Here is a 10,956-nt window from a genome sequence, read left to right on the forward strand (position 1 = left end):
CTGGTATGTGCGCCGACCCGCCCACGAGGTCACCGGGATATCCGCACACGAGGGGTCGCGTGCGGGCAACGGGCAGGTCTTCGGACTCGTGGGCACATCTGCCGGGGGCAGATTCCTAGTGGCCGTCGCTTCCCGGATCCGACCGGATCCAGTGCGTATGACGGCGGTCGTTCCCACTCACCGCTGCGGGGCAGTCCCGGATTCCCACCGGGTTCCCTCTTACGACGCGTCTGCCTGGCGGACAGGGCGAACCAGCTGCACCGCCAGAGTAGAGGGCGGGCCACTTCCGGGGCGCCGATGTTCACCATCCGGAACGTGACATGAGACACGGGATCCGCCCGACGCGTCATGCTGAAAGGGGCGTGCCGCCGGCCGCTGCCCCGCTTTCCACGCACCGCGGGCCCCTCGCGGAACCGTTCCGGCCCGACGGCCTATTGCATATCATTTGCAACTACACTAGGTAGGCGAAAAGCCTGGGTGAAGGGGATGTCGATGGCGGCGGGGCGCATGGTGCTGGGGATCGAGTCGTCGTGCGACGAGACGGGTGCGGGGATCGTTTCCCACGGGCGTCTGCTCGCTCACGCGGTGGCGTCCAGCATGGACGAGCACGCCAGGTTCGGCGGCGTGGTCCCGGAGATCGCCGCACGGGCGCATCTGCACGCCTTCACCCCCGTCGTCGGGCAGGCCCTCGACCAGGCGGGCCTGCGGCTGTCCGACATCGACGCGGTGGCGGTCACCACGGGGCCGGGCCTCTCCGGTGCGCTCCAGGTCGGTCTCGCGGGCGCGAAGGCCCTGGCCTACGCGATCGACGCCCCGTTGTACGGGGTGCACCACCTGGCGGGGCATGTCGCCGCGGACACATTGGAGCACGGCCCGCTGCCCGACCCCTGTGTGGTGCTGATCGTCTCCGGCGGGCACACCTCCCTGCTGCTCGTACGGGACCTGGCCCGCGACCCGATCACGCATCTGGGGGACACCCTGGACGACGCCGCCGGCGAGTGCTTCGACAAGGTCGCCCGGGTCTTCGGCCTGCCGTATCCGGGAGGCCCGGCCATCGACCGCGCCGCCCGGGGAGGCGATCCGCGTGCGGTCGCCTTTCCCCGCCCGCTGACCGGGCGGAAGGAGGACCCCTACGCGTTCTCCTTCTCCGGTCTCAAGACCGCCGCCGCGCGCTGGGCCGAGGGACACTGCGGCCGTGAGCTGCCGGTGGCCGACGGCGCGGCCTCGCTCCAGGAGGCGATCGCGGATGTCCTGACCCGTACGGCGCTGGCCGCCTGCCGGGACCACGGCGTCGGGACCCTCGTCGTGGTCGGTGGTGTGGCCGCGAACTCAAGGGTGCGCGCGCTCGCCGAGGAGCGGTGCGCGGCCGCGGGCGTGCGACTGCGGGTGCCCCCGATGACCCTGTGCACGGACAACGGCGCGATGATCGCGGCTGTCGGCGACCTCCTCGTACGGGCGGGAGCCGAGCCCGCCCCCCTCGATGTGTCGATCGATCCGTCCGCGCCGCTGGAATACGCGGCCCTGACCCCCGGGGCGGCTGCGGCGACGGCCGCCTGAGGGCTGCCCGCCTCAGGATTCTGCGGGGCGAGCAACCGCTCGCGCGCGCCGGTGTCCTGCGCGCCGGGAGGAGCGGACGTCGCCGGTTTCACCGCCGCGTGGACCCGCGCCCTTTCCGGTCCCTCCTGGTCGGCGTCAACGTCCCCATTCCGGTCCCCGTCGCCTACCACACCTTCGGCGGCTGGAAGCGATCCGGCTTCGGCGACCTGAACCAGCACGGCCCGGACGCCATCCGCTTCCACACCCGCACCAAGACCGTCACCTCGCGCTGGCCCTCGGGCGCCAGGGAAGGCGCGAGCTTCACCCTCCCCACCATGGGCTGAGCGCCATGACCACCACCTCGCTCACCGAGGACCAACAGACCCTGAACGGGACCACCCTCGACTTCGCGCAGGACCACCTGACCCCCCATGCCGTCCAGTGGGACCAGGACAAGCACTTTCCGCTCGACACGCTGCGCAAGGCCGCCGGGCTCGGGCTCGGCGGCGTGTACGTACGGGAGGACGCGGGCGGCAGCGGCCTCTCCCGCGCCGACGGTGTCCTCGTCTTCGGGGCCCTGGCCTCCGGCTGCCCGTCCATCGCCGGCTACCTCTCCATCCACAACATGGTCGCCTGGATGCTCGACACCTATGGCGACGAGGGGCAACGCGCACGGTGGCTGCCCCGGCTGTGCGCCATGGACGACCTCGGCAGCTACTGCCTCACCGAACCCGACGCCAGATCCGACGCCGGGGCGATCGGCACCCGCGGTGCGGGACGCGGACGACTACCTCCTTACCGGCGTCAAGCAGTTCATCTCCGGGGCGGGCGCCTCCCAGGTGTACGTCGTCATGGCACGCACCGGGGGAGCGGGCCCCGACGGCATCTCCGCGTTCGTCGTGGACCGGGATGATCCCGGTCTGTCGTTCGGGCCGAACGAGCGGCGGCGGGCCCGGCGCCGGGCAGGCCGCGAAGATCTGCGACAACACGATCCTCGGCATCTCGATGATCGCGGTGAGCGAGGCGTTCGTCCTCGGCGAGAGTCTGGGCCTGTCCCACCGGGCCCTGTTCGACGTGGCCTCCACCGCGTCCGGCCAGTGCTGGGCCCTGACCGTCAACTGCCCCGTCCCGGGGCCCCGGCCAACCGCGCCTACCGTCCCGGCTTCGCCGCCGAGCTGATGGCGAAGGGCCTGGGACTCGCGGCCGACGCCGCCAGGGCCGGTGGTGTGCACGCGGAACTCGGCATGAGAGCGGCAGAGGTGTACGCGGCCTATGCCGAGGGGGCCGGGACTTCTCCGGGATCGTCGGAGCCATCAGGGAAAAGTCGGCACCGCACATGGTCCGGGACGGAGACGGCGCAGGACCACAGAGCCCTACGGGACGATCCGGGTCGAACGCACGGGGCGTACCGCACTTCTCACGCTCGACCGCCCCAAGGCCCTCAACGCACTCAATGTCCAGGTGATGAACGAGGTCGTCGCCGCGACGGCGGATCTGGACCGGGACCCCGGCGTCGGCTGCATCGTCCTTACCGGATCGCCCAAGGCATTCGCGGCCGGAGCCGACATCAAGGAGATGCGGCCCCACAGCTCCATGGACATGTACCTCAGCGACTGGTTCACCGCTTGGGACCGGCTCGGAGCGCTGCGGACTCCGACGGTCGCGGCCGTCTCCGGGTACGCGCTCGGCGGCGGATGCGAGCTGGCGATGCTCTGCGACATCCTGCTGGCCGCCGACACCGCCGTGTTCGGCCAGCCCGAGATCAAGCTGGGCGTCATCCCCGGTATCGGAGGCTCCCAGCGGCTGACGCGTGCGGTGGGCAGGGCCAAGGCCATGGCGATGTGTCTGACCGGTCGCACCATGGACGCCGCGGAGGCGGAGCAGGCTGGTCTCGTCTCACGGGTGGTACCCGCCGACGACCTCGTCGGCGAGGCGCTCGCCGTCGCCGAGACCGTCGCCGGGATGTCCCTGCCCGTCGCGATGATGGCGAAGGAAGCGGTGTCCCGGGCCTTCGAGACGACCCTCGCCGAGGGGGTCCGCTTCGAACGCCGGCTCTTTCACGCCGTGTTCGCGACCGCGGACCGGAAGGAGGGCATGGCCACCTTCGTCGACAAGCGACAGCTCGGTTTCACCCACTCCTGACGCAAGGGGGCGGCCGGACCGTGCCACCCGCTGAAGACGGGTGGCACGGCCGGCCGCACCGACATGCCGGTCCGCTGTCCCGATCCGGCACGTCGGCCGGTCGGGAACGGTTCAGAACACGAACGGGCCGGGCGACTGCGCGGAGGTCGCGTTGCAGGTCGCGGTGATGCCGAAGACCACAACCTTGAGGGATGTGGCCGCCAGACTGTCTCCCGGGGAGACCGTCCCGGCGAGCGGCCCCGTCGACACGGGACTTCCGGCGGGGATGGCCGGGTTGGAGTTACCGGTGAAGCTCACCGAGCCTGCGCCCTTGTTGCTGAGCGTGAGCGTTGATTTGACGGAGTTCGCGCCGATACTGATGGGGGCGGTGATGGCGGATGTCGAGACATTGATGGTCGCGGCCGTACCGCTCTGGGTGGCAGTGAGCGTCGCACTGCCCGAGCCGTACGAGCCGCAGTCGAAGGAGATGGTGGCGGTGGTGGGGGCGACCGCGCCGGCCGTGGGGGCCAGAACGAGCGTGCCCGCGGCGAGGGCGGAACAGACACCGAGCCGCAGTAAACCGTGCCTCATGATGTTTGCCCTTCATGTGGGGGGACTGCCGGCGCGCCGGGGCTGCGTGCCGCGCCGGAACCACCTTCCTGACGAACCATCAGCGAGGTGGTCCCCCATTGAGACACGGTCGCCTTGAGGCAACAAGACACATCGCCATGATTTTTGACATGCCACGGTCAATGGGGGCGTGGTGTGTCGCGCGGACCGCCGTCGATGGGGCCTGTGGCCCGGCTCCGCCCCGGTTGGTCCGGACGGCGCGCCGGTCTCGTCGGGCGATGGCGCCCGGGTGTGCCCGGTGCGGTCATCCGGCGCCGCCGGCGCTTCCGCCGACGGCTGGATGCGCGGCCGGTGTCACATGAACAGCAGGCCCGCGAGGGTGAAGTAGGCGGCCGTCAACGCGGTCAGCAGGAGGAGCGTGGCCCATGGGCGGGCGTGCCACCACGACAGCCGCACGCGGGGGTATTGCCTCTTCAGTTCCTTGGGCGAGAAGGTCTGCTCGTCCATCAGGGGTATGTCCCGAAGCCTGCGCGACAACCGCTCCACGTCGGCCGCGTGCCACAGCCGCAGGTCGAGCACATAGGGGCGGGTGGACTGCGAGGCGATGACCATGCGTCCGGGTGTGGGGGTGAAAGGGCCGGCGCCGAACGTGATCGGGTGCAGCGCGGTCAGGAACTCCAGAGGAGCGCTGTAGAGGTTCACTCCGACGGCGTTGTCGATCCGGAGTTCGTCGTCGATGACCGTGATCTGGGCCATCGAGGAGCGCAACGCCATCATCACGAGGGTGGTCGCCACCGGCAGGAGGATCAGCACCACGAACGGTACGAGCCAGCCCACCCCGAACTCGCCGATGGTCATGGCCCCCATGGAGCAGAGCGCGGGGACACCGATCACCCCGTACATCGCCAACCGTCGACGATAGACGGAATTGTCCGGCGTTACGACCACACGTGCACCCACCGCACCCACGGCATCCCCCTGCCCCGCGAACCTTTGTGCAAAGCATCGCACCCGCGCACTCCTCCGGGACAGGGTATGGGCCACCTCGCCTTGAAGCAGGCCCGCCCCGGCGGTGCGGGCGGGCTCGTGGTCGAGTGCGTCGGCGCTCCGGACGGGAGTGATCGGCGGGCCCGCGCGACGATATGACGGAAAGTCATACGAGGTGGACCGCGTCGCGCGAGTCGGTCAACGCCCATTCCGCTTTCCCGTATCCCCCACTCGTAGGTTAGGTTAGCCTTGCCTGGGTTGAGCGCGAGAGGGGGAGTTCATGGTGGCCTGGAACCCGAGGGGCCGGGGCTTGAGAGCCGACGTCGTCGAGGGCGGCGTGGACACCTGCTCCCTCGCCACCGCTGAGATGCCCTGCGAGGGCACGGGCGCGTACACCGTGGCCACCGCGCGAACCCGCCCCCTCGGCCCCGAGTCCGCCCGCGACGGCATCCGTTGCGGCGCCCTCCGGCCCGGCCCGACCAACACCCCGGCACCTCGACCAGGCGTCGGACGGACGGGGACGGCCGTGCACGGGTGATCGCCCATTTCGGGCGGGGCTCATCGCCGACGCCGTGCTGCTCCCGCTTCCCGGCCGCGCCCGGCACTTCGCCGTGCGGAGCCTGTCCGCCGACCTCCCCCGCGCACGCCATGGCCGGGCGGGCGCCCATGTCGCCCAGTGCCGTGGCGTCGTCCCCACCATGACCGCCGACCTGCTGACCGCCGGGCCGGTGCCCATCCCCGCAGGAGTGAGTGAACCGATGAATCAGACCTTGTCGCCCGAACGTGTCCGCGCCGACGTCGCGGAGCTGCTCGACTGCGACCCCGCGGACATCGCGCCCGAGGAGAACCTGGTCGACCTCGGCCTGGACTCGGTGCGGATCATGATCCTGGTCGAGCGGTGGCGCGCCGCGGGGGCGGCCACGCTGGAGTTTCCCGATCTGGCCGAGCAGCCCGAACTGGCGCACTGGACGGCGCTGCTGACGGGTGGTGCCGCATGAGCCGCGTCGATCACCGGCACCGGCACCTGGACCGGATCGCGGAGGTCCGGGCGGGCCGTCATGCCGAGAAGGTGGGCTACCCGATCGGCATCCGGGAGACCGAGGTCGTCCGTACCGCCATGGTCGGCTCCGGCCTGCTGCGGGTGACCCTGGGCGGGGCGGGCACCGAGGGGTTCGAAGCCCACGCGCCGGACGAGCACGTGAAACTGATCTTCCCGGATCCGGACGGCTCGCTGCGACTGCCCGAGCCGAACGGGGCGATGCTGCGCTGGCCGCGCCCGGCGCTCGTCTCGCGGGAGTACACCGTGCGCCGCTACGACCCCGTCGCGGGCGAGATCGATATCGATATCGCGCCGCACGACGGCGGTCTCGCGTCGGACTGGGCGCTTGCGGCCCGGCCGGGCACCGTCATGCACATCGCGGGGCCGCCCGGCGGGCTGATCGTCCCGGACACCTACGACCGCTATCTGCTGGCGGGCGACATCACGGCCCTGCCCGCGATCGCGCGCCGGCTGGAGGAGCTGCCCGGGAGCGCGAAGGGCTGGGCGTTCGTCGAAGTCGCCGATGCCGCGGAGGAGATCGCGCTGTCCGCGCCCGAGGGTGTTCAGGTGCGCTGGCTGCACCGCGGCGGCCTGCCGGCGGGAACCGGCGACGCGCTGGCACGGGCCGCGATGTCGGTGACCGTGCCCGAGGGTGAGCGCGTGTACGTGTGGGCCGCGGGTGAGGCGGGGCAGATCAAGCCGCTGCGCCGCTGGGTCCGCGACGAGTTGTGCCTGGACAAGGCCGACAGCGACATCACCGGTTACTGGAAGCGCGGCGTCGCCGACTTCGACGAGGACGACCACTGATCAACCGGCCGGACCGGGGCGGGCGTTACGCCCGCCCCCTGGCTTGTCCTGCCGAAAGGCCATCAACTAAGGTGAGCCTTACCTAACCAGCAAGGAGCAATCGCATGTCCATACGCAGATCGTTCGGCCTGGTCGGCGCTGTGTCGCTGACCCTCGTCCTGGCCGGATGCGGGTTCTCCTCGGAGGGCGGGTCGGAAGCCTCGGAGGAGGGCGGGACCCGGGTGTTCGCCGCGGACAACGGCAAGATCACCATCCCGGCGAACCCGAAGCGTGTGGTGGCCACCGGCTATGCCGTGCCGGTCATGATCGAGGCCGACGCGCCGCTGGTCGGTATCTCGTCGTGGAAGCGCGGTGAGCCGATGATGTCCAAGGAGGACCTGGCCGCGTACAAGAAGCTCCCCAAGGTGGCGGGGGAGCAGGCGGCCGAGACCAACTACGAGGCCGTGGCCGAGGCCGAGCCCGACCTGATCGTCATCGGGGTGCCCGCCCCGGTGCTCGGCGACATCGACATCAAGCGGCTGGAGTCCATCGCCCCGGTCGTGGCGATCGGTCCGACCGTGCCGTCCGCATGGCGCGAGCTGTCCCACAAGCAGGCCGACGCCGCCGGCGCGCTCAAGCGGTTCGACGCCGCGAAGGGCGCGTACGAGGCCAAGGCCGCCGAACTGGTCACGAAGTACAAGGACGTGCTGCCCCAGCTCAAGCTCGGCCACGTCGGCGCGTACGGAGAGGTCGCCAAGGGCACCTTCCAGCGCGAGTTCGGCGGTTCGTGGGGCACCAACATCGCCGAGGACCTCGGCGCGAAGTACTACGGCAAGGTCAAGGAGTCCGGTCCGGGTTCGCGCTCGGTCAGCGAGTACCCGTCCATCGAGGAGCTCCCGGCCGCGTTCGGTGAGGCCGACGTCATGACGTACTCGGTCAACGCCGACGGCAGCATCCCCAAGCCGGTCCAGTACGTCATGGACTCGAAGCTGTGGAAGAACCTGCCCGCCGTCAAGGCCGGGAAGGCCTTCCCGCTCCGCTACACCGAGGCCGCGACCTACGGGCAGGGGATGCAGACCCTGGACGCGATCGACAAGTCGCTCGCCCCGCTGCTGAACCGGTGACCGTCGCGGGCCGCGCGTCCGGGGCGGCGGAAACCAGGCGGGCCGTACCGCGGACCGGCCTGCTGATCGGCGGACTGGTGCTGCTGGCAGCGGTCGCCGTGCTCAGCATGGGCGTCGGGGCCCGCCCGGTCCCGCCCGCCGAGGTCGTGCGGGCGTTCCTGGACTTCCACGGCACCGACGACCACGTGATCGTGCGGGACGTCCGGGCGCCGCGCGCGCTGCTGGCCATCGCGGTGGGCGCCGCGCTCGCGGTGGCCGGCGCGCTGATCCAGACGCTGGCCCGCAACCCCCTGGCCGAGCCCGGCATCCTCGGGGTCACCGCGGGCGCCGGATGCGCCGTCACCGTCGGATCGGCGCTCGGACTGGCCGCCGGACAGGCGGGCGAACTGGGCTTCGCGATCGCCGGCTCCGTGCTCGCGGCGCTGCTGGTCGCCGCGGTCGGGCGGCGCTCACCCCTGCGCCTGGTGCTCACCGGTGTGGCTCTGACCGCGGTGCTCAGCGGCGTCTCGCTGGGCATGCGGCTGATGCTCCCGGACGTCTTCGACACCTACCGGTTCTGGTCGGTCGGGTCGCTGGCGGCCCGCGAACAGGCGCCACTGGCACTGCCGTTGGCCGCGATCGCCGTGTCCCTGCTCGGCGCGCTGATGCTGAGCCGCGCACTCAACGCACTGACGCTGGGCGAGAGCGTGGCGCACACCCTGGGGGCGGGCGTGGGCCGGGTCCGGGCCCTCGCCCTGGTACTGATCACCGTGCTCAGCGGGGCGGCCACGGCGGTGGCCGGGCCGATCCTGTTCGTCGGGCTGATCGTGCCGCACCTGGTCCGCAGACCGGCCGCGGGCTCCGTGCCGTGGCTGATCCTCTACACGATGGTGCTGGGTCCGATCCTGCTGCTGATCGCCGACATCGGGTCGCGGGTACTGCTGCCCACCGGCGAGGTTCCGGTGGCCATCGTGACCGCGTTCCTCGGCGGCCCCATGCTCATCTGGGCCGTTCGCCGCTACGGGGCGGGGTCGCTGTGAAGGCGCTCGCACCGAGGGCCGAACGACGCACGGTGGTGCTCTGCGCCGTGCTGGTGACCCTGATGCTGGGCCTGGGCCTGCTCGGGCTCTGCTACGGGGCGTCATGGTCCACCCCCGGCGAGGTGTTCGCCGCGCTGAGCGGGTCGGACCCCTCCGTGGTGATCCGGGACTGGCGGTTGCCGCGCGTGCTCGCCGGACTGGTCTTCGGCGCCGCGCTCGGTGTGGCGGGGGCGATCTTCCAGAACCTCACCCGCAACCCGATGGGCAGCCCGGACGTCATCGGTCTCGACGCGGGCGCCTACACCGGCGCCCTGGTCGCCATCACCGTGCTGTCGGGCACCTCTGCGCAACTGGCCGTCGGCTCGGTGCTCGGCGGGCTGGTCGTCGCGGCCGCGATCTATCTGCTGTCGTTCGAACGGGGCTTCTCCGGGATGCGGTTGGTGGTCATCGGAATCGCGTTCAACGCGATGGTGACCGCGATCAACTCGTGGATCGTGCTGCGCGCCGAACTGGAGGTGGCGATCGCCGCCGTCGGCTGGAGCGCCGGCTCGCTCAACGGCGTGGGCTGGGCCGACCTGGGAATCCCGTTCACGGTGATCGCCGTCCTGCTCACCCTGATGACCGCGCGGGCGCACGCCATGCACCAGGCATCGCTCGGCGACGCGATCGCGGTGACCACCGGGGTCGGGCTCGACCGGCTGCGACTGCTGATGGTGCTGGTCGGCGTCGGCTGCACGGCCACGGTGACCGCGGTGGCCGGGCCGATCGCGTTCATCGCCCTCGCCGCCCCGCAGATCGGCCGCAGGCTCGCGGGCGCGGCCGGAGTGCCGCTGCTCCCGGCCGCGCTCACCGGGGCGGTGCTGCTCCTGGGCGCCGACCTGATCGCCCAGATGCTGCTGGCGCCCGTCGCGCTGCCCGTCGGCGTGGTGAGCACCGCGATCGGCGGTTGTTACTTGATCTGGCTGCTGACCAAGGAGGTGAGGCGCGCGTGACCGCACGCCTGACGGCGCGGGAGATCACCCTGCGCTACGGAGACCGCGTCGTGTCCACACGGCTGAGCCTCGACATCCCCGACGGCGCGTTCACCGCCATCGTGGGCCCCAACGCCTGTGGGAAGTCAACCCTGTTGAGCGCCCTGGTCCGGCTGCTGCGCCCCGACTCCGGTCAGGTGGAACTCGACGGCCGCGCGGTCGGCGGCTATGCGACCAAGGCGCTTGCCAAGCAACTCGGCTTCCTGCCGCAGGATCCGCTGGCACCCGACGACATCAGGGTCCGGCAACTGGTGGGCCGGGGGCGGTTCCCCCACCAGTCGATGCTGGCGCTGTGGTCGCCGGACGACGAGGAGGCCGTCACCGGGGCGATGGCCGCCGCCGGGGTCGGCGACCTCGCCGACCGGCCGGTGCAGGAGTTGTCCGGCGGACAGCGGCAGCGGGTGTGGATGGCCATGGTGCTCGCCCAGCAGACGCCCTATCTGCTGCTCGACGAACCGACGTCGTTCCTGGACATCACCCACCAGTACCAGCTGCTCGGCCTGTTGGCCCGGCTGCGCAACGAGGGCCGGACGGTGGTCGCGGTCCTGCACGACATCAACCAGGCATGCCGGTTCGCCGACCACCTGATCGCCATGAAGGACGGCCGGGTGGTCGCCGAGGGCGACCCCGGGGACATCGTGGACGCCGCGCTGATCAAGGACGTGTTCGACCTGCCGAGCGTCATCGTCCCCGACCCGGTGACCGGCACACCGATGATCGTTCCCACACTTCCAGGAGAGTAA

Annotated in this window: 11 protein-coding genes, 3 pseudogenes and 1 riboswitch; of the genes and pseudogenes, 12 read left to right on the top strand and 2 right to left on the bottom strand. The window is 71.2% G+C overall.

Annotation, left to right across the window (positions count from 1 at the left end):
* Positions 1–54: 54 nt before the first annotated feature.
* A riboswitch (cobalamin riboswitch) is annotated at positions 55–271 on the bottom strand.
* Positions 272–492: 221 nt separating this feature from the next.
* The 5 genes and pseudogenes from tsaD (at position 493) to A6A29_RS06355 (ending at position 3,678) form a co-directional block, all read left to right on the top strand.
* Positions 493–1,557, top strand: a complete 1,065-nt coding sequence (gene tsaD / locus A6A29_RS06335) for a tRNA (adenosine(37)-N6)-threonylcarbamoyltransferase complex transferase subunit TsaD (protein WP_073719040.1) — start codon at positions 493–495, stop codon at positions 1,555–1,557.
* Positions 1,558–1,637: 80 nt separating this feature from the next.
* Positions 1,638–1,880, top strand: a pseudogene (locus A6A29_RS06340) (CoA-acylating methylmalonate-semialdehyde dehydrogenase); the annotation flags it as partial.
* Positions 1,881–1,885: 5 nt separating this feature from the next.
* Positions 1,886–2,483 (top strand): annotated as a pseudogene (locus tag A6A29_RS06345) (acyl-CoA dehydrogenase family protein); the annotation flags it as partial.
* Positions 2,482–2,893, top strand: a pseudogene (locus A6A29_RS06350) (NAD-binding protein); the annotation flags it as partial. The pseudogenes A6A29_RS06345 and A6A29_RS06350, both read left to right, overlap by 2 nt.
* 26 nt (positions 2,894–2,919) lie before the next feature.
* Positions 2,920–3,678, top strand: coding sequence for an enoyl-CoA hydratase (locus A6A29_RS06355; protein WP_073719041.1), 759 nt, complete (start codon positions 2,920–2,922; stop codon positions 3,676–3,678).
* Between the two features lie 111 nt (positions 3,679–3,789).
* Here A6A29_RS06355 and A6A29_RS06360 read toward each other — a convergent pair whose 3' ends face one another.
* Both A6A29_RS06360 and A6A29_RS06365 read right to left on the bottom strand, forming a co-directional pair.
* Positions 3,790–4,248 (bottom strand): hypothetical protein, encoded by a 459-nt coding sequence (locus tag A6A29_RS06360; protein WP_073718853.1) that lies wholly within the window; start codon positions 4,246–4,248, stop codon positions 3,790–3,792.
* Between the two features lie 333 nt (positions 4,249–4,581).
* Complete coding sequence (locus A6A29_RS06365) at positions 4,582–5,136, bottom strand: hypothetical protein (protein WP_143196953.1); 555 nt, start codon at positions 5,134–5,136, stop codon at positions 4,582–4,584.
* A gap of 388 nt (positions 5,137–5,524) precedes the next feature.
* Here A6A29_RS06365 and A6A29_RS44670 point away from each other — a divergent pair, with 388 nt between their 5' ends.
* The 7 genes from A6A29_RS44670 to A6A29_RS06400 all read left to right on the top strand — a co-directional run bounded on the left by A6A29_RS44670 (position 5,525) and on the right by A6A29_RS06400 (position 10,956).
* Positions 5,525–5,752, top strand: coding sequence for a hypothetical protein (locus A6A29_RS44670; protein WP_143196954.1), 228 nt, complete (start codon positions 5,525–5,527; stop codon positions 5,750–5,752).
* A 220-nt stretch (positions 5,753–5,972) separates the two neighbouring features.
* Positions 5,973–6,212: a phosphopantetheine-binding protein gene (locus tag A6A29_RS06375; protein WP_073719042.1), complete on the top strand. Its 240-nt coding sequence runs from the start codon at positions 5,973–5,975 to the stop codon at positions 6,210–6,212.
* Positions 6,209–7,060, top strand: a complete 852-nt coding sequence (locus A6A29_RS06380; RefSeq protein WP_073718856.1) for a siderophore-interacting protein — start codon at positions 6,209–6,211, stop codon at positions 7,058–7,060. The genes A6A29_RS06375 and A6A29_RS06380 overlap by 4 nt, the downstream gene beginning before the upstream one ends.
* Before the next feature lie 104 nt (positions 7,061–7,164).
* Positions 7,165–8,163: an ABC transporter substrate-binding protein gene (locus A6A29_RS06385; RefSeq protein ID WP_073718857.1), complete on the top strand. Its 999-nt coding sequence runs from the start codon at positions 7,165–7,167 to the stop codon at positions 8,161–8,163.
* Positions 8,160–9,182: a FecCD family ABC transporter permease gene (locus A6A29_RS06390; protein WP_073718858.1), complete on the top strand. Its 1,023-nt coding sequence runs from the start codon at positions 8,160–8,162 to the stop codon at positions 9,180–9,182. The genes A6A29_RS06385 and A6A29_RS06390 overlap by 4 nt, the downstream gene beginning before the upstream one ends.
* 62 nt (positions 9,183–9,244) lie before the next feature.
* Positions 9,245–10,174, top strand: a complete 930-nt coding sequence (locus A6A29_RS06395; RefSeq protein WP_241838357.1) for a FecCD family ABC transporter permease — start codon at positions 9,245–9,247, stop codon at positions 10,172–10,174.
* Entirely contained in the window at positions 10,171–10,956 is a 786-nt protein-coding gene (locus tag A6A29_RS06400) for an ABC transporter ATP-binding protein (RefSeq protein ID WP_073718860.1), read from the top strand. Before A6A29_RS06395 ends, A6A29_RS06400 begins: the two co-directional genes overlap by 4 nt.

It is taken from the genome of Streptomyces sp. TSRI0281 (genome assembly GCF_001905125.1).
Classification (GTDB): Bacteria; Actinomycetota; Actinomycetes; order Streptomycetales; family Streptomycetaceae; genus Streptomyces.

What these genes read in the sequence shown, in the direction of transcription:
- A6A29_RS06395 (WP_241838357.1), top strand. Translation starts at nt 9,245, where the DNA reads ATGCTGGGCCTGGGCCTGCTCGGGCTCTGCTACGGGGCGTCATGGTCC.
- A6A29_RS06385 (WP_073718857.1), top strand. Translation starts at nt 7,165, where the DNA reads ATGTCCATACGCAGATCGTTCGGCCTGGTCGGCGCTGTGTCGCTGACC.
- A6A29_RS06380 (WP_073718856.1), top strand. Translation starts at nt 6,209, where the DNA reads ATGAGCCGCGTCGATCACCGGCACCGGCACCTGGACCGGATCGCGGAG.
- A6A29_RS06375 (WP_073719042.1), top strand. Translation starts at nt 5,973, where the DNA reads ATGAATCAGACCTTGTCGCCCGAACGTGTCCGCGCCGACGTCGCGGAG.
- tsaD (WP_073719040.1), top strand. Translation starts at nt 493, where the DNA reads ATGGCGGCGGGGCGCATGGTGCTGGGGATCGAGTCGTCGTGCGACGAG.
- A6A29_RS06360 (WP_073718853.1), bottom strand. Translation starts at nt 4,248, where the DNA reads ATGAGGCACGGTTTACTGCGGCTCGGTGTCTGTTCCGCCCTCGCCGCG.